We start from the raw sequence: 25535 nt of genomic DNA, 5'->3' as shown, positions 1-25535 counted from the left end.
CTCGGTCCACAAAGGCACCGGCGCACGGGGCAGCATGTCCCCGTGCGCCGGCATCGCCTCTTATTGCTTGGCGTATTTCGCCTTCAGCGACAGATCATGGTCATGGTGGGATTCGCCGTTGAGGTCGATCCGGACCATTTCGATCGTGCCGGTGAAGGTGCCGCCGGTCGGGCCATAATCCTCCACCACCGGCTCGCCATTGTCCTGGCCGATGTCCATGAAGTCGTCGAAGGAGAAGATGGCCGGAACGGTCTTTTCCACCCGCCCCGTGCCGATCGCCTTGCCGTTCGCCTTGAAGGTGACGGTGCCGCCCTTGCCCGCGCCGCCGCCATCATATTCGAAGTCGAGCAGCAGTTCGTAACTGCCCTCACCCAGCGGCTTGTCCGCGCGCACGGTGAAGGTTTCTAGGCCCACCCAGTTATGGGCATAGGAAAGCACGCCGTCCTTCATGTAGAAACACCAGCCGCCGAACTTGCCGCCCTGCGCAACGATCGCGCCATTGGTCGGCTCCGCGCCGAGTTCCACTTTCGCGGTGACGGTGAAATTGGTGTTCTTGACGTTCGGGACCGTATTCTCGTTCATCCGGGTCATGCCCGGCAGGAAGGTCATCGAGGTGCGGCCGTTGAGCAGGTCCGGTCGGCCGGCGACGCGGGCGTCGAAGCGTTCGCGCTGGCGCGGGTCGAGCGGCAGGACGTTGTACTTGGTCGCCTCGATCAGGAACCGGTCCTGCAACTTGCGCAGCATCTCGGGATTCTTGTCCGCGATATTATGCGCCTGGGTCCAGTCGTCCGGCCCATAGAGCTCCCATGTGTCGTCCTCGATCTCGCCCACCTTTTCCCGCTCGTCCGGCCAGGGCAGGCGGTGCATCGTCACGGCGGTCCAGCCTTCATGATAGATGCCGCGATTGCATCCGATCTCGAAATATTGCGTCGTGTGCCGGTCCTCCGCCTCGGCCTCGTCGAACAGATAGGCCATGCTGACGCCTTCCAGCGGCTTTTGCTGGATGCCATTGACGAAATCGGGCGCGGGCACGCCGGCCAGTTCCAGGATGGTCGGCGCGATGTCGATCAGATGGTGGAACTGGTGGCGCAACTCGCCCTTCGCCTTGATCTTCTCCGGCCAGCGCATCGTCATGCCGACACGGGTGCCGCCCCAGTGCGATGCGACGATCTTGCTCCACTGATAGGGCGTGTTCATCGCATGCGCCCAGCCAGAGGGCATGTGATTGAAGGAATTGGGGCCGCCAATCTCGTCCAGGCGCGGCAGGATGTCCGCCGTCGTCATGCCGACGCTATTCTGGTATGCCATTTCGTTGAAGGTGCCGTAAGGCCCCGCCTCAGCGGACGCGCCATTGTCGCCCAGGATATAGATGACCAGCGTGTCGTCCAGCACGCCGCGTGCCTCCAGCGTGTCGAGCAGCCGGCCGACATGATGGTCGACATGCGTGGCGAACGCGGCATAGGTCTCGGCCAGCCGGCAAGACACCTTGCGATCGTCGTCGGTCAACTCGTCCCATTCGGGCAGCCATTCGGTCGGCACGGTCAGTTCGGCATCCTTGGGGATGACGCCCAGCTCCTTCTGCTTTTCGAACGTGATTTCGCGCTGCTTGTTGTATCCGTGGTCGAACTTGCCCTTGTACTTGTCGACCCATTCCTTGGGCACATGGTGCGGCGCATGGGTGGCGCCGAACGACAGATAGGTGAACCAGGGCTTGTCCGGCGTAAACGTCTGCAGCGATCCGGTCCATTTGATGACCTGATCGACCAGATCCTCGGTCAGGTGATAGCCTTCCTCAATGCTTTTGGGCGGCTCGATCGGGGTCAGGCCGTCGACCAGCGGCGGGGCATATTGATTGCAGTCACCGCCCAGGAAGCCATAGAATTTCTCGAACCCGTCGCCGAACGGCCAATGGTCGAACGGGCCGGACGGGCTGGTTTCCCAGGTCGGCGTCTGGTGCATCTTGCCAAAGGCGCCGGTGCTGTAGCCATTATATTTGAGGATCTGGGCGATCGTCGCACAGCTGTCGGGGCGCAGGCCGGTGTTGCCGGGCATGGCGGTCGCCACTTCGGTGATGCCGCCCATGTTCACCGTATGATGGTTGCGCCCGCACAGCATCGATTGCCGCGACGGCGAACAGAGCGCCGTCGTGTGGAAGCGGGTGAAGCGGATGCCGTCCTTTGCCACCCGCTCGGCATTGGGCATCAGGCACGGGCCACCAAAGGCGCTGCTGGCGCCAAAGCCCATGTCGTCGATCAGCACGATCAGCACATTGGGCGCGCCGGCCGGCGGGCGCAGGAACTCCTTGGCCGGCGGGCTCTGCGCCTCCTTGGCGTTCATCGGCGTGTCGTGCGGCGGCACGCGCTCCGGGATCGGCAGGACATAGCGGTTGAGTGCGGGCGGGCTCTTGCGGGTCGACATGCTGCTATCCTCGTTCGCGATGGACGTGATGGAGCGAAGCCTAGTCGGGACGGCCATATTGGCTATTGGGGTTTCCCCCGATGCTCGATGCTTGATGCCCGATGAGCGGGGTGAACGCATGCACCACTTCCCCCCATCCGCCACAGCCCCTACATCTCCCCCAATGCCACCCGCGCTTCCTCCCATCCTCACCGACTGGTTCGCATCGCGCGGCTGGCGGGTGCGGCGGCATCAGATGGATATGCTGGCGGCGGCGCACCGGGGGGAGCATGCGCTGCTGGTGGCGCCGACCGGGGCGGGGAAGACGCTGGCCGGCTTCCTGCCGACGCTTTCCGACCTGATCGCCCATCCCGCCGATGGGCTGCACACCCTCTATGTCTCGCCCTTGAAGGCGCTGGCGGTCGATGTGCGGCGCAACCTGCTGACGCCGATCGAGGAAATGGGGTTGGCCGTGCGGGTGGAGACGCGCACCGGCGATACGCCGTCGGATCGCAAGGCGCGGCAGCGGGTGCGGCCGCCGCACATCCTGCTGACCACACCCGAATCCCTGTCGCTGCTGCTGAGCTATCCCGACGCGGCGCTGCTGTTCGAACATCTGCGCACCGTCATCGTCGATGAGGTCCATGCCTTTGCCACGCAGAAGCGCGGCGACCTGCTCAACCTGTCGATGGCGCGGTTGCAGGCGATCAACCCGGAGCTGCGCCGGGTCGCGCTGTCCGCGACCGTGGCCGATGTCGATGCCTATCGCGCCTGGCTGGCGCCCGATGGCGATATCGATGCGGTGACGCCGGTGCTGGGGGAGGCGGGGGCCGAGCCGGACGTCACCATCCTGATTCCGGAGGGGCGGGTGCCCTGGTCGGGCCATTCGGGCAAATATGCCGCCAGCCAGGTGATGGCGGAGATCGCGGCGCGGCAGACCACGCTCGTCTTCTGCAACACGCGCGGCCTGGCCGAACTCATCTTTCAGGAATTATGGTCGGTCAATGACGCGAATCTGCCGATCGCCATCCATCATGGCAGCCTGTCGATCGAGGCGCGGCGCAAGGTCGAGACGGCGATGGCGGCGGGCAAGCTGCGCGCGCTGGTGGCGACCGCTTCGCTGGACCTCGGCGTCGACTGGGGCAATGTCGACTGCGTGATCCAGATGGGGGCGCCCAAGGGCAGCTCGCGCCTGCTCCAGCGCATCGGCCGCGCCAATCATCGGCTCGACATGGCGTCGGAGGCGATATTGATTCCCGGCAATCGCTTCGAATATCTGGAGGCGCGGGCGGCACTGGACGCAGTCGAGGCGGGCGAGCGGGACGCCGATGATTTCCGCCCGGGCGCGCTCGACGTGCTGGCCCAGCATGTGATGGCGATCGCCTGTGCCGGGCCGTTTCGCGAAGAGGATCTGCTGGCCGAAATCCGCTCCGCCACCCCCTATAGCGCGCTGACCGACGAGGGCTTTGCCCATGTGCTGCATTTCATCGAGGGCGGCGGCTATGCGCTGCGCGCCTATGACCGGTTCAAGCGGCTGGTGCGCGAGGCGGACGGCACATGGCGGGTGTCGCACCCCAAATTCATCCAGCAGCACCGGATGAATGCCGGCATCATCGTCGATCAGCCCGCACTCGCAGTGCGCTTCGCCAATGGGCGCAAGCTCGGCACGGTGGAGGAGGGCTTTGCCGCCACCTTGCGGCCGGGCGACAGCTTCTTCTTCTCCGGCATGGCGCTGGAGGTGGTGCGGATGGACACCAGCGACCTGGTGGTCCGCGCGACAGCCAAGACCGCGCGCATCCCCAGCTGGGGCGGCACCCGCATGGCGATGTCGACCCGGCTGGCCGACCGGGTGCGCCATTTCCTGGCCGAACCCGACGCCTGGCACCGCTTTCCCGACGATGTGCGCGAATGGCTGGAGGTGCAGCGCGCCCGTTCCGCCCTGCCGCAACCGGGGCAATTGTTGGTCGAAACTTTCCCGCATGAGGGGCGCCATTATATGGTCTGCTACAGTTTCGAGGGCTGGAACGCGCACCAGTCGCTCGGCATGTTGCTGACCCGGCGGATGGAGAGCCAAGGGCTGATGCCGCTGGGCTTCGTGTCGAACGATTATGCGCTGGCGGTCTATGGGCTAAAGCCCGTGACCGATCCGCAGAGCCTGTTTTCCGCCGATATCCTGGACCATGAATTTGTCGACTGGGTCGAGCAGTCGAGCCTCTTGAAGCGCGCCTTTCGCGATGTCGCCGTGATCTCCGGCCTGATCGAGCGCCAGCATCCCGGCAAGCGCAAGACCGGGCGGCAGGTCACTTTTTCCACCGACCTCATCTATGACGTGCTGCGCAAATATCAGCCCGACCATCTGCTGCTCAAGGCTGCCTGGGCCGATGCCCGCGCACGGATGACCGATGTCGGGCGGCTGGGCGACCTCATTGACCGGGCGGCGTCGACCATGCTGCATGTGCCGCTCGACCGGGTCAGCCCGCTGGCCGTGCCGCTCCTGATCCTGATCGGCCGCGAACAGGTGGCGCAGCAGGATGCCGAGGATGCGCTGCTGATCGAGGCCGAGGCGCTGGTGGCGGAGGCCATGCGCGCGGACTGAGGGGGGCGACCGTCCCAACGGAATGTAAGATGGCCTACCCCGGCAGCCCGTTCAATCGCGCAAAGGGATCGTCACTGGCATCCTCCTGCCAGCGATACTCCGTGCGGTTGGCGACCCAGCGGGCCATCTCCTTGCCATAGAGCTTGGCGATCAGGCCCAGCGCCATGTCGGTCCCCGCCGAAATGCCGGAGGAGGAGATGAACTTGCCATCCTCCACCCAGCGGGCATGGGGGATCCAGGCGACCTTGGCCCCCTGCGCCGTCGCCCAGGCCCAGGCCATCTTGTTGCTGGTCGCCTTCACCCCGTCGATCAGCCCGGTCTTCGCCAGCAGGCCCGATCCGGTACAGATGGTCGCCACCTGCGGCGTATCCTGCGCCAATGTGCGGACGGAGGCGAGGAAATCGGGGTTATTCACCTCCCGCCGGGTGCCAAGGCCGCCGGGGATCATCACGATGTCGAGCTTGGGCGCATCGGCAAAGCCATGATCGGCGATCGTCTGCGGCCCGGCGCCGCTGCGCACTGGTCCGGCCTTGTCGGCGATCATGACGATCTCGACCCGGTCTTTCAGCATCCCGAACATTTCCAGCGGGCCGAACACGTCGAGCAGCTCGAACCCGTCGAACAGGACCATGCCCAGCTTCTTCTTCGGCCCGCTCGGCGGCACCGGCGGCTGCACGGAAAGTTGCGCCGATGCAGTCGTGCCGGTCGCGGCGAGCGCGATTCCGGCGGTCAGGAGAAAGTTGCGCCGCGCAACATCGGCTTTTGGCTGGTCGCTCATCGTCACATGCTCCCTGTTTGCGGGGTTAGACGAGTGATGGCGGCGATCCCGCCTATTCGCCGCCGTCCTTGTAGCCGCCGCAGCCCTTCAGCACGCCTTCGCCGAAGGAAAGCTGCACCCGGTCGGACCAGATGGCGTCGCTCATCCCGTCGCTGCACGGCCCTTCGGTCACCGTCATGGCAAAGCCATCGCCGATGAAGCGGATGGCGCGGGGATCATCGGTGCGGGTGACGGGATAGCGCTGCGGACGATGATCGGGCCGCTGCAAGGTCGCGACCGATCCATTGACGATCACCGCCCAGAAAGGCTCGGTGCCGATCGCGCGATACTCCTCAGGGGGAGGAGGGGCGGCGGGTGTTTCACGGGAAACAGTGGCGGCGACCGGTTGTGCCGTTGGGGCAGGGGCCGGTTCGGGCGCGCCATTCTCATTGGCAACGATCGTCTGGTTGAGCGCCGGGGCGGCGTTGGCGATCGCATTGTCGGCGCGATTGTCGCTCCGGTTCGGCGGCACCGGATCGCCCGAGCAGGCGGTGAGGGCCAGCAGCCCTGTCACCATCGCCGTCACTTTCACGCGCCGGCCCGCCGGAAACAATGGACGGCATGATCGTCAACCATGCCGATCGCCTGCATCCAGGCATAGACGATGGTCGGCCCGACGAATTTGAAGCCGCGCTTTTTCAGATCCTTGGAGATCGCCTCCGACAGCGGCGTCTGGGTCGGGAAGGTCTGGCCGTCGCCGATGATCGGCCCTTCGGGCGCGAAGGACCAGACATAGGCGGCGAAATCCTCGCCGGCGTCGCGCATCGCGCGATAGATTTGCGCGCCCCTGATCGTCGCCTCGATCTTGGCACGGGCGCGCACGATGCCGGGATCGGCCATCAGCCGTTCGACATCGTCGGGACCGAAGGCGGCGACCTTGTCCGGATCGAACCCGGCAAAGGCGGCGCGAAACCCCTCACGCTTGCGCAAGATGGTGATCCAGCTGAGCCCCGCCTGGAATCCCTCCAGCATCAGCATTTCCCACAGCATGCGCGAATCATGCTGGGGCACGCCCCATTCTTCGTCATGATAGCTTTGGTAGAGTGGGTCCGGTCCCACCCAGCTGCAGCGTGGCAATACGACTTTATTCATCTCTCACCCAACGTCATGCCAGCGAAGGATGAAGTGAGGCACGTGACTCACTTCATCATCCCTATTTTCCTTCGTCCCAAAAAGAAAAGAGATCCCAGCCTGCGCTGGGATGACGAGGGAGAAAGAAAGATCAAACGTCCAGGTTGGCGACGTTCAGCGCATTGTCCTGGATGAATTCGCGGCGCGGTTCGACCACGTCGCCCATCAGCTTGGTGAAGATTTCGTCGGCGACGTCGGCCTGTTCCACCTCGACGCGCAGCATCGAGCGATTGTCCGGGTCCAGCGTGGTTTCCCACAGCTGTTCCGCGTTCATTTCGCCCAGACCCTTGTAGCGCTGGATCGACAGGCCCTTGCGGCCGGCCGACAGGATCGCTTCCAGCAATTCGCTGGGCCGTGAGATGTTGACGCCCTTGGCCGAAACCGCCGGCAATTCGTCCTCGCCCAGTTCATCCTGCGCGGCGACGGCCTTGGCCGAGACCAGGCGGCTGCCCTTGGCATAGCTTTCCGCCTCTTCGCTGGCGGTGCCGTGCAGCTTGCGCGCCTCAGCCGAGCCCAGGAAGCCATGTTCGATGACATGATGGTCGGTCACGCCGCGCCACAGCCGCTCGAAATGGAAGCCGCCGCCCTCGGCGATGCGGCCGGTCCATTTGCCCTCGGGATCATGCGAGGCGATCCAGGCGACGGCGGTTGCCAGCCGTTCGGCCAGCTGCGCCTCGGACAGTTCGGGATCGAGCGCGCCGGTCAGGCCCAGCGCTTCGATGATCGCCGGGTCGTAGCGACGCGGCACATAGCGCATCACCGCGCGCATGCGGCGGGCATGGTCGATCAGGCTGCGCAAATCGTCGCCGGTGCGGGCGCCGCCGGTGGTTTCCAGCGCCATCGTGTCGACGCCATTGTCGACCAGATATTGCTCCAGCGCGGCTTCGTCCTTCAGATAGACTTCTGACCGGCCACGGCTCGCCTTGTAGAGCGGCGGCTGGGCGATGAAGAGATGGCCTGCCTCGATGATCTGCGGCATCTGGCGATAGAAGAAGGTCAGCAGCAGCGTGCGGATATGCGCGCCGTCGACGTCGGCGTCGGTCATGATGACGATCTTGTGGTAGCGCAGCTTGTCCAGGTTGAAATCGTCGCGAATGCCGGTGCCCATCGCCTGGATCAGCGTGCCGACTTCCTTGGACGACAGCATCTTGTCGAAGCGTGCGCGCTCGACGTTCAGGATCTTGCCCTTCAAGGGCAGGATCGCCTGATTGTGGCGATTGCGCCCCTGCTTGGCCGAACCACCGGCCGAGTCACCTTCGACCAGGAAGAGTTCGGACTTGGCGGGATCGCGCTCCTGGCAGTCGGCCAGCTTGCCGGGCAGCGAGGCGATGTCCATCGCGCCCTTGCGTCGGGTCAGTTCGCGCGCACGCTTGGCCGCCTCACGGGCGGCGGCGGCGTCGATCACCTTCTGGACGATCATCTTGCCGTGGCCGGGATTTTCTTCCAGCCATTCGGCCATCTTGTCGGCCATCAGGCTTTCCAAGGGCTGGCGCACTTCGGAACTGACCAGCTTGTCCTTGGTCTGCGAGCTGAATTTGGGATCGGGCAGCTTGACCGAGACGATCGCGGTCAGGCCTTCGCGCATATCCTCACCAGTGAGGCTCACCTTCTCCTTCTTCAGCAGGCCGGTCTTTTCGGCATAGCTGTTGAGGGTGCGGGTCAGCGCGGCGCGGAACGCGGCCAAGTGCGTGCCGCCATCGCGCTGCGGGATGTTGTTGGTGAAGCAGAGGACATTCTCGTAGTAAGAATCGTTCCACTCCAGCGCGACGTCGATGGTCACATCGTCGCGGGTGCCGGCGATCGCGATCGGATCGGGCATCAGCGCATTCTTGTTGCGGTCGAGATATTTGACGAAGGCCGCGATGCCGCCCTCATAATAAAGCTCGACTTCCTTCTTCTCCTCATGGCGCGCATCGACCAGGAACAGGCGCACGCCGCTGTTGAGGAAAGCCAGCTCGCGATAGCGATGCTCCAGCTTGTCGAAATCATATTCGGTCTGGTTCTTGAACGTACCGCCATCGCCCGGCACCTTCTCGGTCGAGGCGAGGAAGGTCACGCGCGTGCCCTTCTTGCCCTCCGGCGCATCGCCGATCACCTTGAGCGGCGCGGTGGCATCGCCATAGGCGAAGCGCATCCAATGTTCCTTGCCGTCGCGCCAGATGTTGAGGTCCAGCCATTCGGACAGGGCGTTCACCACCGAGACGCCCACGCCGTGCAGGCCGCCCGATACCTTATAGGCATTGTCGTCCGACGTGTTCTCGAACTTGCCGCCCGCGTGCAGCTGGGTCATGATAACCTCGGCCGCCGACACGCCTTCTTCCTTGTGGATGCCGGTCGGGATGCCGCGGCCATTATCCTCGACGCTGACGCTGTTGTCGGGGTTGAGCGTGATGACGATCCGGTCGCAATGGCCGGCCAGCGCCTCGTCGATCGCATTGTCGCTGACCTCGAACACCATATGGTGCAGGCCCGACCCGTCGTCGGTGTCGCCGATATACATGCCGGGCCGCTTGCGCACGGCGTCGAGGCCTTTCAGCACCTTGATGCTGTCGGCGCCATATTCATTGCTGTTGGGGCTGTTCTGCTGTTCGTCGCTCATACCCAGCATATAGGGAATGGCGCCTCGAAACTAAAGCGAAACATGGCGGCTTCCACCCGGCTTTGGGGCGGTTTATCAGGCGCTCATGCGTGTTGTCCCGATCCTTGCCCTGATGCTGCTTTCCGCCTGCTCGCGCAGCAGCGAAGTGGCCGACGAATTGCCCAACAGCTCGCTGGCCGGCGCCCCGCGCGAAGCGATGCCCGAAACCCGGATCGAGGCGACCCTGGCCCGGCCGGTGACGATCGGCGAGGATGGCCCCCGGCTCGACGCCTGCGGCGCGATGGGACAGGCGACCCGTGTCGGGCCGCAGGGATTGAGCGTCCGGTCCGCGCCTTTTGCCGAGGCGAAGGCGCTGGCGCAGCTGGCCGAAGGCGCACGGGTGCATGTCTGCACCCGCAGCATCGACCAGAAATGGCTGGGCGTGGTGATCCCGCCGCCAGTGACTGAAGGCGCGATGCCGACCGATTGCGGCGTGCGCGAACCGGTCGACCGCAAACAGGCCTATGCCGGTCCCTGCGTCAGCGGCTGGGTCTCCAGCGCCTATGTCCGGCTGGTGGCGGGCTGATTACAGCCCGCCCAGATAATCCAGCTTGCCCAGCGGCACGCCGGCCTGGCGCAGCAGGGCATAGGCGGTCGTCAGGTGGAAATAGAAATTGGGTAGCGAGAAGGTCAGCACATGGCTGCGCCCGGTGGAGGAAAATTCACCGCGCGAAGTCTTGAGGGTGACGGTCGCCTCCTCGCGCCCGTCGATCCGGTCGCGCGGCACCGATTCCAGGAAGGCGATGGTGCGGGCGATGCGATCCTGCAGGTCGGCGAACGTCTCCTCCGTGTCGGGCAGGGGGAAGGGCTCCAGCTCGCCGATGCGGATGACCGCGCCCTTGGCGCTGTCGGTGGCAAGCTGCACCTGCGCGGTCAGCGGGCGCATATCCTCTATCAGGCGGGCGCCGGTCAGCGTGGCGGGATCGATCCCCTGTTCGGCGGCAAAGGCGGCGCCCTTGTCGAGCAGGGTGGAGAGGACGCGCAGGCCGCGCAGGAAGGCGGGTACGGTCAGGTCGTAAAGTTCGGTCGCCACGTTGCGAGGATTCCCTTCATTCGATGCCGGTGAAGACCAGCTTCTGCACGCGGCGGCCGGTATTCACTTCGGTCGCATAGATATTGCCGGCGCTGTCGGTATCAATGCTGTGCAGCCAGGTGAATTGCCCCGCCTGTCGCCCGATCCGGCCAAAGGCGCCAAGCACGGTGTGGGTCTTGCGTTCCAGAACCCAGATGCGCCCGTTCATCATGTCGGCGACATAGAGATAGGTCTGTTCCGGATCGGGCGAGAAGGCGATGTCGGTGACGGTGTGGGTGCCGCCGGTGTCCGGTGCGATCGCCAGGTCGCGCACGAAGGTCAGGCCGCCATCCTTCTCCCGCCTGAACAGTTGCGCGCGGTTGTTGTTGCGGTCGCAGACATAGAGGTGGCCGTCCCGCGTCGGCACCACGCAATGGACGATGCTGTTGAAGATGGCGGACTTGGGATCGGCGACCCGGCTAGGATCGACGGCATGGCTCTGGTCGAACGTGCCTTGCAACACCGGTCCGCTCGGCGGCTTGCCATAGGCGCCCCAGCGGCCCTTGTAGCTGTTGGTCCGGTCGTCGAAGCCGATCACCCGGCGGTTCACATAGCCGTCGGATATCAGCACCATGCCATCGCTGTGGTTGACGTCGGACGGGTTGCCGAGCTGGTCGGTCGCGTCATTGCCGCCGGTCTTGTCGCGTCGGCCGAAGCTGCGGATATATTTGCCCTCCGGCGTATAGTTCATGACGACATGGTCGCCCTTGCCATTGCCGCCGAACCAGACGCTGCCGGCCTTGTCGACGAAGATGCCGTGCAGGCTGGCGGGCCATTGATTGACGCCATCGACCGTGGGGGCGCTGTCGGCGCCGCCCCAGCCGCCCAGATAGCGGCCATCGCTGGCGAAGCGCACCACCGGCGGGGCCGGCTTGCAGCAGACGGCGGTGGCGGGCGATTCGGCAAGGCCCGTGTCGGTCGCGGTCAGGCTGTGCGGGCGATGCACGACCCAGACCGAATCGTCCGGACCGACCGCAACGCCGCTGACCTGCCCCAGCAGCAGATCGTCGGGCATGGCCGGCCAGGCGGCATCCACCTTGAAGCGCGGCATCTTGGTGCCGGCGGGCGCAATCTGTTCGAAGGCGAGGGGGGCGAGTGCCTGTTCCGGTGGGGCGGCGGAGGTGGCGACGGCGAAGGGCAGGGTGAGGGCAGCGGCGAGGAAGGCGCGCATGGCGGGGACTCCTTGATCGTCGGGAATGGCGGAGGCGGGATCATGCCCGACTGCCCGGTCCGGTCAAGGAAGGTGCGACGCATTTTCAACGGGGAAAGGACCGGCCGACGGGTTTCTGTCGGCCGGTCAGGGGGCAACCTATGCGGCGATCGCCGGGCGCTCGGGCGGCTTGATCGTGAAGAAGGGCAGGGCATGGTGGACGATCCAGCCGATCGTCGCGGCATAGACGATGGTGCCGATGCCGACCGTGCCGCCCAGCATCCAGCCGGTCGCCAGCACCGCGATCTCGATGCCGGTGCGCACCCATTTGACCGGCCAGCCATTGCGGCGGCACAGGCCCGTCATCAGCCCGTCGCGCGGACCCGGCCCAAGCCCGGCACCGATATAGGCGCCACCGGCAATGCCATTCAGTATGATCCCCGCGCCCAGCCAGGCGGCGCGCATCGCATAGCCGTCCGGCGTCGGCAGATAATGGAGGCTGATGTCCACCGCCGTGCCGATCACCACTATGTTGCAGACCGTGCCGATCCCCGGCCGCTGCCGCAATGGCCACCAGAGCAGCAGCACGACCGCGCCGACCAGGTTGACCGTCATGCCGAAGCTGAGGCCGAGCTTGGGCGCCAGTCCCTGATGCAGCACATCCCAGGGATCGAGCCCCAGATTGGCGCGCAGCATCAGCGCCATGGCAAAGCCGTAAAGCACAAGGCCCCAGAAGAGCTGGAAGAGGCGGCGGGTCATCATCATGGGCATCAGACCTAGCCAAATTGGCCTTTTACAAAAGGACCAATGGCGCGTAAGTGGCCTTCAAATCTCTCTGATTGGATTGATCGTCATGTCCACTTCCTTCCTTCGGCCCCCCTCGCTGCTGCGGTTGCTGGGCGCCTGGCGCGCGCAGGACAGTGCCGAGCCGGCCTATCGCCAATTGGCGCAGGCGCTGCGGATGCTGGTGCTGGACGGGCGGATCGGCCTCAATGTCCGGTTGCCGGGCGAACGGGAACTGGCCGCCGCGCTGGGGCTCAGCCGCACGACCATCGCCGCCGCCTTCGATCGGCTGCGCGACGAGGGCTATCTGGAAAGCCGGCAGGGATCGGGCAGCGTCACCCGCCTGCCGCCCGGCCGGGTCGAGACGCCGACGCCCGACATCGACGGGGTCACTGGCGACAATCTGCTCAATTGGACCCATGCCGCGTTGCCGGCCGCCCCCGGCGTGGGCCTGGCCTATGCCCATGCGGTCGAGGCGCTGCCGGCCTATCTGGGCGACCTTGGCTATGACCCACTCGGCCTGCCGGTGCTGCGCCGGGCGATCGCCGCCCATTATGAGCGGCGCGGCTGTCCGACCGATCCCGACCAGATCATGATCACCAATGGTGCGCAGCAGGGTTTCTCGCTGCTGCTGCAATGGCTGGCGGGGCCGGGCGACCGGGCGGTGATCGACCATCCCACCTATCATAATGCGATCCAGGCGTTGCAGCGGGCCAATGTCGTGCCGGTGCCGGTCGGCCTGCCGGTCCATGGCTGGGACATCGACGCGATGGACGCGGCCTTCCGCCAGACCGCGCCGCGCTTTGCCTATATCATCGCCGATTTCCATAACCCCACCGGACGCAGCATGGACCCGGCGACCCGTCGCGCGCTGGTTGCGGTGGCGATGCGCACCCACACGCCGCTGGTGATCGACGAGACGATGGTGGCGATGGGCCTCGACGGATCGCCGCCGCCGCCGGTCGCCTGCCATGACACGTCGGGTCGCCATGTCATCACCCTGGGATCGGCCAGCAAGATCTTCTGGGGCGGTCTGCGCGTCGGCTGGATCCGCGCCGATCCGCAGACCGTGGCCGCGCTCGGCCGCATCCGCACGACGATGGACATGGCCAGCCCCGTGGTCGAGCAGCTTGCCGTCGCCCAGTTGATGGACGCGGACGAGGGGCTGGGGCCGCGCGCGGCGATGCTGCGCGACCGGCGCGACCATCTGCTGGCGCAGCTTGAACAACATCTGCCGCACTGGCGGGTGGAATCGCCGGCTGGCGGCCTGTCGCTCTGGGCCGAACTGCCCCGCGCGGAGGCAAGCGCGCTCGCCGCGCTGGCGGGCAATCATGGCGTGCGCATTGCTGCCGGGCCGCGCTTCGGCGTCAATGGCGCGTTCGAGCGGTTCCTGCGCCTGCCCTTCACCCTGCCGCAAGCGCAGCTCGACATGGGCGTCGCCCGACTGGTGGAGGCGGATGCCCGGCTCCACGCCCGCACTCCGCGCGGCCGCGATCCGCTGGCCCTCGCCCTGGAGGCCGACCGATTGATCTGACCCATAAGAAAAGGGCCGCGCAGATCATCACCGCGCGGCCCTTTCAGATGGCTATACCGAGAAGGGCTCAGCCCTTCTTCTTCTCGGCCTGATAGCGTTCGATCGCTTCCAGCGTGATCCGCTTGGCGTCTTCCGCGCCACCCCAGGTGCCGATGCGCACCCACTTGGTCTTTTCCAGATCCTTATAGTGGGTGAAGAAATGCTCGATCTGCTCCATCACGATGGTGGGCAGATCGTCCTTCTCGCCGACATTATTATAATAGGGGAAGGTCTTGTTGTCCGGCACGCAGACCAGCTTCTCGTCGCCGCCGGCTTCGTCTTCCAGGTTCAGCACGGCGATCGGGCGTGCGCGCACGACCGAGCCGGGCACGAACGGCGAGCGGGCGATGACCAGCGCGTCGAGCGGATCGCCATCGGGCGACAGGGTGTGCGGCACGAAGCCGTAATTCGCCGGATAGCGCATCGGCGTGTGCAGGATGCGATCGACGAACAGCGCGCCCGACGCCTTGTCGAACTCGTACTTCACGGGTTCGCCGCCAACCGGCACCTCGATGATGACGTTCAGGCTGTTTGGCGGATCTTCGCCGACGGGGATCAGGTCAATATTCATGCATCTTCGCCTTTTACATGCGGTTGCTTGGAAATCTTCAGGTGCGCGGCTGCAGCAGCTTGTCGAGGCTGCCTTCGCCGGTGCCGGTCTTTTCGAGGTGCGGATAGCGCAGGCCATCCGAATAAGCGAGGGTCAGGGTGCGATAATATTTGTCCTGCTTTAGGATAAGCTGGATCGGCTTCTTGGCGTCCTTAGCCTCGGTCAGCGCCGTCTTGAATGCGTCGCTCGAATATTCATTGCCGTTCACCGCAATAATCTTCGATCCTACCGCAAGGCCGGCCTTGAATGCTGCGCTGTTCCAGATCACCGCCGCGATATCGCCGTCATTCTTGACCGTCAGGCCCACGCCAAAGCTCTGGTCGACCGTCTTCTGCGCGCCTTCGGCCGCCTTGGTGATGGCGTTGGGCGTATCGGTATAGACCAGCTTGTAGCCGCCCAGGGTGAAGCCGCCCTTGGGCGTTTCCGTGGTGGGGCTGTCGACATATTTGTGGAACAGGCCGGCCCAGTCATAGGGGGCGACGCCGTTCAGCGTGTCGATCACGTCCTGGCGATTATAGACGACCTGGCCCCAATCGCCCGGCTTGATGCCGAAAAAGGCCTTGGCGAAATCGTCGATGCCCTTGGCGCCCCTGGTTTGCTGGCGCAGGATGCCGTCGACCTCCAGCCAGATCATCAGGCCTTCATTATAATAATCCTCCGACCGCTGCCAGTTGGCCCAGCCCTTGGGACGGCGGGCGGAGATGATCGGATCATTGGTGGTGTCGACCATCGGGCGCCATTCGCGGCCGCGCGTGGTGTCCAGCTTCGCCGCGATCTGGGCATAGGCGTCCAGCGTCTCCTGCTTGGAGAACATGCCCGAACGGGCGCCCAGCACATAGCCCCAGAACTGGGTCTGGCCTTCATAGACCCACAGCAGGCTGTCCTGCATCGGCACGTCGAAATTGGGCGTCCACAGCAGGTCGGGGCGGCGGAACTTGCCGTCCCAGCTATGGGTGAATTCATGCGGCAGCAGGTTGCGGTCGAGCAGCGCCTCGCCCGAATCCCACTTCTTGAAATAGCCCGGCTCGACCTGATTCTCGGACGAGCGATGATGTTCCAGGCCAATGCCGCCCATTTCGTCGGTGATCGACAGCAGGAAATCATAATGGTCGAAATGATAGGTACCGAACGCGGCGCCGGCTTCGGCCACCAGCTTCTTGTGCTTGGCGATCTGGTCATTGTTGAACACCAGCTCGTCGGCATCGTCGGCAACGATGTTCAGCGTGACGTTATGGCCCAGGTCCACCGCCTTGAAATGGGTGCCGGCAAAGACCGGCGAGTCCTGCAGCGCTTCATAGTCGATCACGTCATAGGCGATGGTGTCGCCGGTGCGCTTGCCGCGCAGCGCGGTCGCCGCCTGCCAGCCGGCGGGATAGGTGACATTGGCCTGCACCGGGATCTGGCGGGTATAATAGCCGGCCGGGTAGAGCGAGACATCTTCCCACTGGATATTCTGCATCTTGGGGGTCACGACGACGCGGCCCTGGTTGGTCGCGGTTGCCGACAGGAACTGGAAGGACGCCACGACCTGCTTGGTGCCGGCCGGCACGTCGATCTCGAACGCATAGACGTTGAGCGGATTGCGCTTCCAGCTGATCGGCTTGCCATCGGCGGTGAAGGTCAGGCCGGTCAGCTTCTCGATCGGGCCGCGCGGGGCATGGTTGCCCGGCAGCCATTCGGGCATCAGCAGGGTCATCGGGCCGCTCGACGCGACGGGAATGGTTTCCTTCACGCGGAAGATGCGCTGCACCGTGTCGGTGGCGTCGACGTCAAGGCGGATCGTGCCGCCCGGATAGGGGACATCCTTGGGCATCGGCTTGGCGCTGTCGACGGGCAGGGCGGTCGGCTTGGAACGGATGACATCCTGCGCCAGCAACGGGCTGGCAATCGCGGTCGAAAGGCAAAGGGCGGCAGCAAGGCTGCGGATCATGACGGTCTCCAGAAAAGGAACGGGGGCCGGACGGCCCGTCTGTCCCAAGCATGGCGGGGCGAATCGCCCGCGTCCACCCCTTATGCCGCCATAAAAAGCGCGTTTCCTTGGGCCGCGATTATCGTTAAAGGCGCTGCCCCATGGCGAAGATCGAAACGCCGCGCCCGGTGCGCGGAACGCAGGACATGTTGGGCGGCACGGCGGAGGCGTTCCAGGAACGCTTCGCCCATGTCGTCGCCACCTTTGACCGGGTGCGCAAACTCTATGGATTCCAGCGGGTTGAAGTGCCCATCTTTGAATCGACCGCGGTGTTCGCCCGTTCGCTGGGCGAAAGCACCGACGTCGTGTCGAAGGAAATGTACACGTTCGAGGATCGCGGCGGTGACAGCATCACCCTGCGCCCCGAATTCACCGCCGGTATCTCGCGCGCCTATATTACCGAGGGCTGGCAGCAATTTGCGCCGCTGAAGGTCGCGACCCATGGTCCGCTGTTCCGCTATGAACGCCCGCAAAAGGGCCGCTTCCGCCAGTTCCACCAGCTCGACGCCGAAATCCTGGGCGCGGGCGAGCCGGCGGCCGATGTCGAACTGCTGGTACTGGCCGACCAGCTGCTGCGCGAACTGGGCGTGTCGGAAGGCGTGACCCTGAACCTCAACACGCTGGGCGACGCGGAAAGCCGCGAAGCCTGGCGCGCCGCGCTGATCGCCCATTTCGAGGCGCATCGTGGCGAACTGTCGGAAGAAAGCATCGACCGGCTGGCGAAGAACCCGCTGCGCATCCTCGACAGCAAGGATCCGCGCGACCGCCCGATCGCCGACAGCGCGCCGGACATCGACGCCTATCTGACCGACGAGGCGCGCAGCTTCTTCGACAAGGTGACCAGCGGCCTCGACGCTGCCGGTGTCGCATGGGAACGCAATTCGCGGCTGGTGCGTGGCCTCGATTATTATCGCCACACCGCGTTCGAGTTCATCACCGACCGGCTGGGCGCACAGGGCACGGTGCTGGGCGGCGGCCGCTATGACGGCCTGATCGAAAATCTGGGCGGTCCGTCGACCCCGGCGGTCGGCTGGGCAGCGGGGATCGAGCGGCTGGCGATGCTGATCGATAAACCTGCATTACCGACACCAGAACTGAACTTCATTCCGGCGAATGAAGAGTCGCGTCTGCTCGCAACTGAACTACTGGCAGCAGTTCGTCGAAATGGCATTAGCGCTGAAATGGCGTTCCGAGGCTCTCCGAAAAAGCTTTTTGACAAAGTGAAGCGCGATCTCAGCGCTGCTCGCGTCGTTATGGTCGAAGTCGGGAGTGAAAATGACGTTATCGGATCGATCCGGTTGCGCGATGTATGGCAGGAAGCTCAGCCTGTGCGGAAGCACTTGAAAGAGGCGCTCAGTCAGCGGTTCATTATAGATGAGAACGAAGAAACTCGGGTTATTTCGTTGGTGAAGCGTAAGGCCTGATGCACATTTCCGCCGAACGCATTGCGCAGATCGAGGCGCGCCGGGACGAGGTGCAGGCGTCGATGACGCGCGCCGACCTCGCGCCCGATGCGTTCGTGAAACTGTCCAAGGAATATGCCGAGATCGAGCCGGTGGCGCGGGCCGCGCATGAAGTGCGCCGGCTGCGCCAGGAGCTCCGCGCGCTCGAACAGATGGCCGGCGGCGAGGACAGCGATGCCGATCCGCTGATGCGCGAAATGGCGCAGGAGGAAATGCAGCTGCTCAAGGGGCAGTTGCCCGATGCCGAGCGCGCGCTGGCGCTGCAGTTGCTGCCCAAGGATTCGGCCGATGCCCGCCCGGCGATGCTGGAAATCCGCGCCGGCACCGGCGGGGACGAGGCGGCTTTGTTCGCCGGCGACCTGTTCCGCATGTATCAGCGCTATGCCGATACGCAGGGCTGGAAGATGGAGATGCTCTCCGCCAACGCCTCGGAACAGGGCGGCTTCAAGGAAGTGGTGGCCAGCATCAACGGCACCGGCGTCTTCGCCAAGCTGAAGTTCGAGAGCGGCGTGCATCGCGTCCAGCGCGTGCCGGTCACCGAAAGCGGCGGCCGCATCCACACGTCCGCGGCGACTGTCGCCATCCTGCCCGAGCCGGAGGAGGTCGATGTCCAGATCGCCGATAGCGACCTCAAGATCGACATCTACCGCGCGTCGGGCGCCGGTGGCCAGCATGTCAACACCACCGATTCCGCCGTGCGCATCACCCATTTGCCGACCGGCATCGTCGTGACCCAGCAGGATGAGCGGTCGCAGCACAAGAACAAGGCCAAGGCGATGCAGGTGCTGCGTGCCCGCATCTATGAGGCAGAGCGCGAGCGCACCCAGAGCGAACAGGCCGGCGCGCGCAAGGCGATGGTCGGATCGGGCGACCGGTCGGAGCGCATTCGCACCTATAATTTCCCGCAGGGGCGGGTGACCGACCACCGCATCAACCTGACCCTGCACCGCCTGCCCGAAATCCTGGAAGGGCCGGGCCTGGCCGAAGTGATCGACGCGCTGGTGGCCGAGGATGAGGCCGCGCGCCTCGCCCAGCTGGACGGGGTGGCGTGAGCGTCGCCGATGCGCTGCGCGACGCCACTGTCAGCTTAGCCGCGATCAGCGACACCCCCCGGCTCGACGCCGAACTGCTGATGGCCCATGCACTGGGCATCGGTCGCAACGACCTGTTGCTGCGCCAGCGCGACCTGTCTGTCCCTGTCACTTTCGCTGTCCATCTGCAGCAGCGGCTGGCCGGCGCACCGGTCGCCCATATCCTGGGCAGCCGCGATTTCTGGACGATCAGCCTGACCGTCACGCCCGACGTATTGATCCCGCGCCCCGACAGCGAGACGCTGATCGAGGCGGCGGTCGATCATTTCCGTGATCGTGCGCCCGCGACCATATTGGATCTGGGCACCGGATCTGGCGCGCTGCTGCTCGCTGCGCTCGACCAGTGGCCCGATGCGATGGGGCTGGGCATCGACGCCTCGGCCGCCGCGCTGGCGGTGGCGCAGGGCAATGCCGATCGGCTGGGTATGGGGACGCGCGCGCGCTTCCAGCTGGGCGATTGGGCGGCCGGCGTGACCGGACCGTTCGACCTGCTGCTGATCAACCCGCCCTATATCGCGACCGACGCGCCGCTCGCCGGCGATGTGCTGCACGACCCTGCCAGCGCATTGTTCGCCGGCGCCGACGGGCTGGACGATTATCGCCGCATCGCGCCGCAACTGCCCGCGCTGATCGCGCCGGGCGGCATGGCCGCGATCGAGATCGGCTATGATCAGGGGCAAAGCGTGTCGGCGCTGCTGCGGGCGCAGGGGCTGGGCGTGTCGCTGCGCCGCGATCTTGCGGGGCATGATCGCTGCCTCGTCGCCACGCCGGGCGAATAAGAAGGCGGGATTTCATGCTGCCACAGCGAAAATTGCTTGGTTTATCGCGTGAATGCCATTACATCGGGATCAGGAAAACCGCCATTCCGGCGACATGGCCTTATCAGGCCATTGATGGATAAGGCATTTTCCTGCTCCTGAAAGTCAAGATGGCGCTGCTGCGCAAGCGCCTCTGGTGGCTGAGGGCGTGGTCCGGTTCGGATCATGTCCGGCGGAGCCACATCCGGCCCCACGGAAGGGGCGGTGCTTGGGGATAGCAGCTGAACAGTGTTTTCAGTGAATATTATCATAGCGAACGCAAGGATCATGTCTTGATCAACAACCGGCAGGCCGGTCGCCGCAATCGCGGCCGGAATAATAACAACAACGGTCGTCCCAATGGCGGTAACCGGGGTGGTGGCGACAACGGCAACCGTATCGACAACCGCGCCCGCGGCAATGCGGCCCAGCTTCTTGAGAAATACAAGAATATGGCGCGCGATGCCCAGATGGCCGGCGACCGTGTGAACGCCGAATATTATCTGCAGTTCGCCGATCATTATTTCCGCGTGCTGGCCGACAATCGTTCGCGCCAGGAGGAGCAGCAGCAGCGCTTCCGCCGGAATGACGAGAATTTCGACGACGAAGGCGAAGAGTTTGAGGGCAATGAGGACGGCGCCGAAGAGGGCCGCACCGAACAGCCCGAGCGCGCCGAACGCGATTATGACCGTCGCGAACCGCGCGGCGAGCGCCAGGATCGTGGTGATCGCAATGACCGGGGCGACCGCAATCGTCGTGACCGCAATCGTCGCGACCGCCCGGTGGCCGAGGACGCGACCGAGCAGCAGCCGGTGGCAGCCGAACAGCCCGCAGAACTTGCAGCCGAGCCGGCCGCCGAAGCGCCCAAGCCGCGCCGCGGCCGTCCGCGCAAGGCCGATGCCGCGCCGACCGAAGCGAATGAAGGCCTGGATGTCAGCATCCTGCCGCCCTCGATCGCCCGCGCCGATAATGACAGCGACACGGACGTGACCGAGGAAGCGCCCCGCAAGCGCACCCGTCGCGCCCGTCCGGCAACCGAAGCCGCCGAATAAGCGCGGCTTTCGGGCAACCCCAAAAACAAAAAGGGCGGTGCCATCCCGGCGCCGCCCTTTTTGTTTGCAAATATAGCCGCTTGGGGCAGAAGATCGTCGCATAAGGGGAGTGCGACCTGATGACGACTGTCCGCCTGCTGACCGGTCTGGCGCTGCTGCTGCCGGCCGCCGCCTTTGCCCAGACCGCTGCTGTCGATCCCACCGGCGCCACTGCCCAGGGCGATGTCGCCGTCACCATCTATAATGGCGGTCCGTCGCTGGTGCAGGATGACCGGCAATTGAGCGTCAATGCCGGCCGCAACCGCATCGAATTTCCTGACGTCTCGGCCCGCATCCGGCCCGAAACGGTCAATCTCTCCGGCCCCGGCTTCTCGATCGTCGAACAGAATTTCGATTTCGACCTGCTCTCGCCTGACAAGCTGATGGACAAAGCGGTGGGGCAGGAAGTGACGCTGGTGCGCACCAATCCAGCGACCGGCGCCGAGACGCGCGAGCGCGCCAAGATACTCGCGGCCAATGGCGGCATCGTCATGCAGATCGGTTCGCGGATCGAGGTGCTGCGCGACGACGGCCTGCCGGTACGGGTGATTTTCGATCGGGTGCCGCCCAATTTGCGCGCCCGTCCGACCCTGTCGGTGACGATCGAGGCGGCGCGCGGCGGCACCGTGCCGGCCCGGCTATCCTATCTGACGCCCAATCTCGGCTGGACCGCCGATTATGTCGCGCTGTTCGACGCAGCCAAGGGCGCGATGGACATGCAGGGCTGGGTGACGCTCACCAACAATACGGGCACGAGCTTCACCAATGCGAAGACCATCCTGGTCGCCGGCAATCCGGCCAATGGCGGGGGGCGGCGTAACTGGTGGCAGTCGTCTAGCGGCGCGGTCGACCAGGCCGGCACCGAAAGCGGCCCGCGCGAGCGGCTGGGTGACTATTATCTCTATCCGCTGGCCGATCGCACGACCATCGCCAATGCCCAGCAGAAGCAGGTCAGCTTCCTCGACGTGAAGGGGGCGCCGGCGCGGGCCACCTATGAATATCTCAATAGCTGGATGGGCAGTTCGACCGAGCCGATGAGCGCATCGAGCGTACTCAAATTCTCGACCTCGAAACAGGGCGGCCTTGGCGATCAGCTGCCGGCCGGCACGATCCGCGTCTATATGCGCGACGCGCGCGGTGATCCGCAGTTCATCGGCGAAAACAGCATCGACCATACGCCGATGGGTTCCTCCATGGCGCTGCGCACCGGCGAGGCATTCGACGTCAAGGTGCGCCCGACCGTCGAGCAGCGCACGAAGAAGGGCGGCCAGCGCTGGGAAACGCGGATGCGCTACACGCTCACCAATGCCCGGCCCGAAGCGGTGACGATCGACCTTGCCCAGCAGGGACTGTGGGGCGACACCCGCGTCACCGCACAAAGTCTGGAAGGCAAGCGCATCTCCGCCGACCGGATGGAATGGAGCGTGCCGGTGCCGGCCAATGGCTCGGTCGATCTCAGCGTCACCTTCGATTCGCGCTACTGACCGGGCCGGCGCCGTGCTGCTGCGCGTCCTTGTCCTTCTCCTGCTGTGTCTCGGCATCGCGCCGGCGCAGGCCGGGACGGTGATCTCCGCCAAGGCCGATTCGGTCTCGGTCACCGTCTATCGCCAGCCCGATCGTGTCAGGGGCGCGATCGATCCCAAATGGCCGGGCGGCTATGCGCTGATCAACGAAACGCGCATCATCGACCTGCCGAAGGGCGACTCGGTGGTGCGATTCGAGGGCGTGGCAGAGGGGCTGATGCCCGAAACCGCCATCCTCTCCGGCATGCCGCAGGGCGTGCAGGAGAAGAATCGCGATGCCCGGCTGCTCTCGCCGGCTGGTCTGGTCGACGCCTATCTCAAGCGCAGCGTCACCCTGCGCCGCACCGATCGCAAGACCGGCAAGGTCAGCGAGCAGGATGCGATCATCAGTGCCGGGCCGATGGGCGGCGTCATCGTCCAGACGGCGCAGGGCTATGAGGCGCTGGGGTGCAGCGGCCTGCCCGAACGCATGCTCTATCCGCGCGTGCCGACCGACCTGTCGCCGCGCCCGACGCTATCGGTGATCGCCACCAGCGCCCGGTCGACCCGCGTCACGCTGCAACTCACCTATCTGGCCGAGGGTTTCGACTGGGCCGCCAATTATGTCGCCGACATGCAGGATGATGGCCGCCATCTCGATCTCATGGCCTGGCTGACCGTGGCCAATGGCGGCGTCACCGGCTTTGCCGACGCCCGGCTCAGCGTCATCGCCGGCCAGCCCAACAAGCAGGGGCGCAAGACGCAACCGCGCCCGACCGGCGGCCCACTGTCGCTGCGCTGCTGGCCGATGGACATCACCAGTACCCATCCGCAGTGGGAACTGTTCCCGATCGACATGCCGCAGGCCGAGGCAATGATGGATTCGACGCAGGAGATCGTGCTGACCGCGCGCCGTGTGCCCGCACCTATGATGGCCGCGCCGCCACCCCCGCCGCCGCCTCCACCTCCTCCACCGCCGGAGGATGTCGGCGACCTCAAACTCTATCGCGTCCCGGTGACGGTGGATGTTGCGGCGAAAGGCCAGAAACAGGTCGCCCTGTTGCGCCAGCCCGACGTGCTGGTCGAACGTCTTTATGCGGCGACGATCGACTATGGCGACGGCAATGGCCGCTCACGCCCGATGACGCTCCGCTTGCGGCTCCAGAATCGCAAGGCCGACGGCCTGGGACTCGCCATGCCTTCGGGACGCGTCGCCCTGTTCGAGATGATCGACGGCCAGCGCCTGCTCGCGGGCGAAACCGACATTGGCGACAAGGCGGAAGGGGAACGGGTCGATTATGACATCGCCCAGAGCGCCGATGTCCGCATTATGGCGGTCATCGGCGGCCAGTCGGCCAAGGCGCGGCGCTGGACGCTGACCCTCACCAATGCACGGCCGTTCGACGCGACGGCGGAAATCCTCATTCCCCACGACATCGCGCCGCGTCCGATGCAGATGGAGCGCCGCGGCAATAGCTGGGTGTGGCGCGCCATCATCCCTGCCAATGGGCAGGTCAGCTATAGCTACGACCAGAAGCTGCGCTGAGCTTCAGTCGCCGGGAATGGGGCGGGGGCGGTGGGTCTCGTCCAGTGCGACGAAGGTGAAGACGCCGCTGGTCAGCGCCACCGTTTCCGCGCCGCCGCCGCGAGTCGCCACCACGTCGATGCGGATCGCCACCGATGTGCGACCGCGTTTCTCTTCCTGGGCATAGACCGACACCAGGTCGCCCATCAGGATCGGCGAGATGAACTTCATGCTCTCGATCGCGACCGTCGCTACCGCGCCCTGGGCGATTCGGCCCGCGACGATACCGCCGGCAATATCCATCTGGCTCAGCACCCAGCCGCCGAAGATATGGCCATTGCTGTTGATGTCGGCCGGGCGCGGCACGACCCGCAATATCACTTCGCGATGGGGATCAATCGTCAAGCGGCACCTCGTCCTTCAGCCGGTCCATTACCTGGTCGTCATGCCCCGTCCCGGCGGAGAGGAAGACGAGCGCCATCAAGCCCGTTCCCAGCATGAAGGTCAACCAGACGCCCAATATGGTGGCGATGATCATGTGAACCGGCATCGGCCCGGTCCATAGCCGCAGGAACAGCAAGGCCGCGCCGACGCATAATGCGCCGATCAGCGCCATCCAGAGCATGATCCGGCGGAATCGCGACCAGGCGATTGCCGCGATCCGGGGATCGTCCAGGCCCTTTTTCTCTGTCATTCTCTTGCTCTCCTCCCTTTTCTTTGCGCCGCGAAAGTGGGATCATCAAGCGCAGAGACAGTAAGTCCACAAAAGGAGAGCGGCCATGACCATCGCGGCAATCTTGCAGGGCAAGGGGCGCGACGTCGTCCAGGTCCAGTCGACCGACAGCGTATTGTCGGTGGTGACCTTGCTGGCGGATCGGCGGATCGGCTGCGTGCCGGTGGTCGATGGCGGCCAGGTGGTCGGCATCTTTTCCGAACGCGATGTTGTCTATCGTCTGGCCCAGCAAGGGGCAGAGGCGTTGAACCACACGGTCGCCGATGTGATGACCCGGCCCGCGATCACCATCGACGACCAGATGCCGGTGATCCACGCCCTGTCGCTGATGACCAAGCGGCGCATTCGCCATCTGCCGGTGGTGAAGGGCAGCGATCTGATCGGCCTGGTCTCGATCGGCGATCTGGTGAAGTTCCGCATCGACAATATCGAATCGGAAGCCGCCGCCCTGCGCGATTATATCCAGACCGCCTGACGAAGGCCGGGCGTCCGCCGGTCCGTCAGGCGGGCGCTTGCACCGGCGGCGCGCGGCGCACGATCAGGCGCACCAACTCCATCAGCGTGCCGCGCGCGCACAGCATCAGCGCCGCCAGGAAG

At 65.2% G+C, this 25535-nt stretch carries 23 protein-coding genes (1 of these 23 running past the window's edge); 10 read left to right on the top strand and 13 right to left on the bottom strand.

Annotated features, from left to right (window positions below):
* Positions 1–60 precede the first annotated feature (60 nt).
* A complete protein-coding gene (locus ACI6S0_RS18565; RefSeq protein WP_434403899.1) occupies positions 61–2418 on the bottom strand; it encodes an arylsulfatase in 2358 nt (785 codons plus the stop codon).
* A 163-nt stretch (positions 2419–2581) separates the two neighbouring features.
* On the opposite strand from ACI6S0_RS18565, the gene ACI6S0_RS18560 reads away from it, so the two are divergent.
* Positions 2582–4993, top strand: a complete 2412-nt coding sequence (locus ACI6S0_RS18560) for a ligase-associated DNA damage response DEXH box helicase (protein ID WP_434403898.1) — start codon at positions 2582–2584, stop codon at positions 4991–4993.
* Positions 4994–5027: 34 nt separating this feature from the next.
* Here ACI6S0_RS18560 and ACI6S0_RS18555 read toward each other — a convergent pair whose 3' ends face one another.
* From ACI6S0_RS18555 to gyrB, 4 genes are all read right to left on the bottom strand, one after another.
* The gene (locus ACI6S0_RS18555; RefSeq protein WP_434403897.1) at positions 5028–5771 is read right to left on the bottom strand and encodes a DJ-1/PfpI family protein; all 744 of its coding nucleotides are present in this window, start codon (positions 5769–5771) and stop codon (positions 5028–5030) included.
* Between the two features lie 52 nt (positions 5772–5823).
* Positions 5824–6363: a COG3650 family protein gene (locus ACI6S0_RS18550; RefSeq protein WP_434403896.1), complete on the bottom strand. Its 540-nt coding sequence runs from the start codon at positions 6361–6363 to the stop codon at positions 5824–5826.
* Positions 6339–6902 (bottom strand): DNA-3-methyladenine glycosylase I, encoded by a 564-nt coding sequence (locus tag ACI6S0_RS18545; RefSeq protein ID WP_434403895.1) that lies wholly within the window; start codon positions 6900–6902, stop codon positions 6339–6341. The genes ACI6S0_RS18550 and ACI6S0_RS18545 overlap by 25 nt, the downstream gene beginning before the upstream one ends.
* Positions 6903–7032: 130 nt before the next feature.
* The gene (gene gyrB, locus ACI6S0_RS18540) at positions 7033–9540 is read right to left on the bottom strand and encodes a DNA topoisomerase (ATP-hydrolyzing) subunit B (protein ID WP_278985141.1); all 2508 of its coding nucleotides are present in this window, start codon (positions 9538–9540) and stop codon (positions 7033–7035) included.
* An 85-nt stretch (positions 9541–9625) separates the two neighbouring features.
* Here gyrB and ACI6S0_RS18535 point away from each other — a divergent pair, with 85 nt between their 5' ends.
* On the top strand, positions 9626–10105 hold the full coding sequence (locus ACI6S0_RS18535; protein ID WP_434403894.1) for a hypothetical protein: 480 nt from the start codon (positions 9626–9628) through the stop codon (positions 10103–10105).
* Here ACI6S0_RS18535 and ACI6S0_RS18530 read toward each other — a convergent pair whose 3' ends face one another.
* The 3 genes from ACI6S0_RS18530 to ACI6S0_RS18520 all read right to left on the bottom strand — a co-directional run bounded on the left by ACI6S0_RS18530 (position 10106) and on the right by ACI6S0_RS18520 (position 12566).
* Positions 10106–10612: a DUF1993 domain-containing protein gene (locus ACI6S0_RS18530; RefSeq protein ID WP_010335739.1), complete on the bottom strand. Its 507-nt coding sequence runs from the start codon at positions 10610–10612 to the stop codon at positions 10106–10108.
* Between the two features lie 16 nt (positions 10613–10628).
* Complete coding sequence (locus ACI6S0_RS18525) at positions 10629–11822, bottom strand: hypothetical protein (protein ID WP_434403893.1); 1194 nt, start codon at positions 11820–11822, stop codon at positions 10629–10631.
* A gap of 138 nt (positions 11823–11960) precedes the next feature.
* Positions 11961–12566 carry a YczE/YyaS/YitT family protein gene (locus ACI6S0_RS18520; RefSeq protein WP_004209138.1) on the bottom strand — a complete coding sequence of 202 codons (606 nt, stop codon included), beginning with the start codon at positions 12564–12566 and terminating at the stop codon, positions 11961–11963.
* Positions 12567–12654: 88 nt separating this feature from the next.
* Here ACI6S0_RS18520 and ACI6S0_RS18515 point away from each other — a divergent pair, with 88 nt between their 5' ends.
* Positions 12655–14118, top strand: coding sequence for a PLP-dependent aminotransferase family protein (locus ACI6S0_RS18515; protein WP_434403892.1), 1464 nt, complete (start codon positions 12655–12657; stop codon positions 14116–14118).
* Positions 14119–14185: 67 nt separating this feature from the next.
* Here the strand turns inward: ACI6S0_RS18515 and ppa are convergent, their stop codons facing one another.
* Both ppa and ACI6S0_RS18505 read right to left on the bottom strand, forming a co-directional pair.
* The gene (ppa, locus tag ACI6S0_RS18510; protein WP_004209136.1) at positions 14186–14728 is read right to left on the bottom strand and encodes an inorganic diphosphatase; all 543 of its coding nucleotides are present in this window, start codon (positions 14726–14728) and stop codon (positions 14186–14188) included.
* Between the two features lie 37 nt (positions 14729–14765).
* Positions 14766–16697, bottom strand: coding sequence for a M61 family metallopeptidase (locus ACI6S0_RS18505; protein ID WP_434403891.1), 1932 nt, complete (start codon positions 16695–16697; stop codon positions 14766–14768).
* A 140-nt stretch (positions 16698–16837) separates the two neighbouring features.
* Here ACI6S0_RS18505 and hisS point away from each other — a divergent pair, with 140 nt between their 5' ends.
* From hisS to ACI6S0_RS18475, 6 genes are all read left to right on the top strand, one after another.
* On the top strand, positions 16838–18160 hold the full coding sequence (gene hisS, locus ACI6S0_RS18500) for a histidine--tRNA ligase (protein ID WP_434403890.1): 1323 nt from the start codon (positions 16838–16840) through the stop codon (positions 18158–18160).
* Positions 18160–19251 carry a peptide chain release factor 1 gene (prfA, locus tag ACI6S0_RS18495; RefSeq protein ID WP_010335732.1) on the top strand — a complete coding sequence of 364 codons (1092 nt, stop codon included), beginning with the start codon at positions 18160–18162 and terminating at the stop codon, positions 19249–19251. The genes hisS and prfA overlap by 1 nt, the downstream gene beginning before the upstream one ends.
* Positions 19248–20069 (top strand): peptide chain release factor N(5)-glutamine methyltransferase, encoded by an 822-nt coding sequence (gene prmC / locus ACI6S0_RS18490; RefSeq protein WP_434403889.1) that lies wholly within the window; start codon positions 19248–19250, stop codon positions 20067–20069. Before prfA ends, prmC begins: the two co-directional genes overlap by 4 nt.
* A gap of 311 nt (positions 20070–20380) precedes the next feature.
* Positions 20381–21139, top strand: coding sequence for a DUF4167 domain-containing protein (locus tag ACI6S0_RS18485; RefSeq protein WP_333702341.1), 759 nt, complete (start codon positions 20381–20383; stop codon positions 21137–21139).
* A gap of 119 nt (positions 21140–21258) precedes the next feature.
* A complete protein-coding gene (locus ACI6S0_RS18480) occupies positions 21259–22662 on the top strand; it encodes a DUF4139 domain-containing protein (RefSeq protein WP_434403888.1) in 1404 nt (467 codons plus the stop codon).
* Between the two features lie 13 nt (positions 22663–22675).
* Positions 22676–24226, top strand: coding sequence for a DUF4139 domain-containing protein (locus ACI6S0_RS18475; RefSeq protein ID WP_434403886.1), 1551 nt, complete (start codon positions 22676–22678; stop codon positions 24224–24226).
* Positions 24227–24229: 3 nt separating this feature from the next.
* Here ACI6S0_RS18475 and ACI6S0_RS18470 read toward each other — a convergent pair whose 3' ends face one another.
* Both ACI6S0_RS18470 and ACI6S0_RS18465 read right to left on the bottom strand, forming a co-directional pair.
* On the bottom strand, positions 24230–24610 hold the full coding sequence (locus ACI6S0_RS18470; protein ID WP_004209127.1) for an acyl-CoA thioesterase: 381 nt from the start codon (positions 24608–24610) through the stop codon (positions 24230–24232).
* Positions 24600–24899, bottom strand: a complete 300-nt coding sequence (locus ACI6S0_RS18465) for a hypothetical protein (protein ID WP_004209126.1) — start codon at positions 24897–24899, stop codon at positions 24600–24602. Before ACI6S0_RS18465 ends, ACI6S0_RS18470 begins: the two co-directional genes overlap by 11 nt.
* An 85-nt stretch (positions 24900–24984) precedes the next feature.
* Here ACI6S0_RS18465 and ACI6S0_RS18460 point away from each other — a divergent pair, with 85 nt between their 5' ends.
* On the top strand, positions 24985–25413 hold the full coding sequence (locus ACI6S0_RS18460) for a CBS domain-containing protein (protein ID WP_004209125.1): 429 nt from the start codon (positions 24985–24987) through the stop codon (positions 25411–25413).
* 25 nt (positions 25414–25438) lie between these two features.
* On the opposite strand, the gene ACI6S0_RS18455 is transcribed toward ACI6S0_RS18460, so the two are convergent.
* Positions 25439–25535: the 3' portion of a lipopolysaccharide biosynthesis protein gene (locus ACI6S0_RS18455; RefSeq protein WP_099234606.1), read on the bottom strand. Its footprint extends 1391 nt past the window's final position; only the last 97 of its 1488 coding nucleotides appear in the window; the start codon falls outside the window, past its right edge; its stop codon occupies positions 25439–25441.

This window comes from Sphingobium sp. DN12 (assembly GCF_051058005.1).
GTDB lineage: Bacteria > Pseudomonadota > Alphaproteobacteria > Sphingomonadales > Sphingomonadaceae > Sphingobium > Sphingobium yanoikuyae.
This window is presented reverse-complemented; position numbering and strand designations above follow the sequence as displayed.

What these genes read in the sequence shown, in the direction of transcription:
- ACI6S0_RS18565 (WP_434403899.1), bottom strand. Translation starts at nt 2,418, where the DNA reads ATGTCGACCCGCAAGAGCCCGCCCGCACTCAACCGCTATGTCCTGCCG.
- ACI6S0_RS18560 (WP_434403898.1), top strand. Translation starts at nt 2,582, where the DNA reads ATGCCACCCGCGCTTCCTCCCATCCTCACCGACTGGTTCGCATCGCGC.
- ACI6S0_RS18555 (WP_434403897.1), bottom strand. Translation starts at nt 5,771, where the DNA reads ATGAGCGACCAGCCAAAAGCCGATGTTGCGCGGCGCAACTTTCTCCTG.
- ACI6S0_RS18545 (WP_434403895.1), bottom strand. Translation starts at nt 6,902, where the DNA reads ATGAATAAAGTCGTATTGCCACGCTGCAGCTGGGTGGGACCGGACCCA.
- gyrB (WP_278985141.1), bottom strand. Translation starts at nt 9,540, where the DNA reads ATGAGCGACGAACAGCAGAACAGCCCCAACAGCAATGAATATGGCGCC.
- ACI6S0_RS18535 (WP_434403894.1), top strand. Translation starts at nt 9,626, where the DNA reads ATGCGTGTTGTCCCGATCCTTGCCCTGATGCTGCTTTCCGCCTGCTCG.
- ACI6S0_RS18525 (WP_434403893.1), bottom strand. Translation starts at nt 11,822, where the DNA reads ATGCGCGCCTTCCTCGCCGCTGCCCTCACCCTGCCCTTCGCCGTCGCC.
- ACI6S0_RS18520 (WP_004209138.1), bottom strand. Translation starts at nt 12,566, where the DNA reads ATGATGATGACCCGCCGCCTCTTCCAGCTCTTCTGGGGCCTTGTGCTT.
- ACI6S0_RS18515 (WP_434403892.1), top strand. Translation starts at nt 12,655, where the DNA reads ATGTCCACTTCCTTCCTTCGGCCCCCCTCGCTGCTGCGGTTGCTGGGC.
- ppa (WP_004209136.1), bottom strand. Translation starts at nt 14,728, where the DNA reads ATGAATATTGACCTGATCCCCGTCGGCGAAGATCCGCCAAACAGCCTG.
- ACI6S0_RS18505 (WP_434403891.1), bottom strand. Translation starts at nt 16,697, where the DNA reads ATGATCCGCAGCCTTGCTGCCGCCCTTTGCCTTTCGACCGCGATTGCC.
- hisS (WP_434403890.1), top strand. Translation starts at nt 16,838, where the DNA reads ATGGCGAAGATCGAAACGCCGCGCCCGGTGCGCGGAACGCAGGACATG.
- prfA (WP_010335732.1), top strand. Translation starts at nt 18,160, where the DNA reads ATGCACATTTCCGCCGAACGCATTGCGCAGATCGAGGCGCGCCGGGAC.
- ACI6S0_RS18480 (WP_434403888.1), top strand. Translation starts at nt 21,259, where the DNA reads ATGACGACTGTCCGCCTGCTGACCGGTCTGGCGCTGCTGCTGCCGGCC.
- ACI6S0_RS18465 (WP_004209126.1), bottom strand. Translation starts at nt 24,899, where the DNA reads ATGACAGAGAAAAAGGGCCTGGACGATCCCCGGATCGCGGCAATCGCC.
- ACI6S0_RS18460 (WP_004209125.1), top strand. Translation starts at nt 24,985, where the DNA reads ATGACCATCGCGGCAATCTTGCAGGGCAAGGGGCGCGACGTCGTCCAG.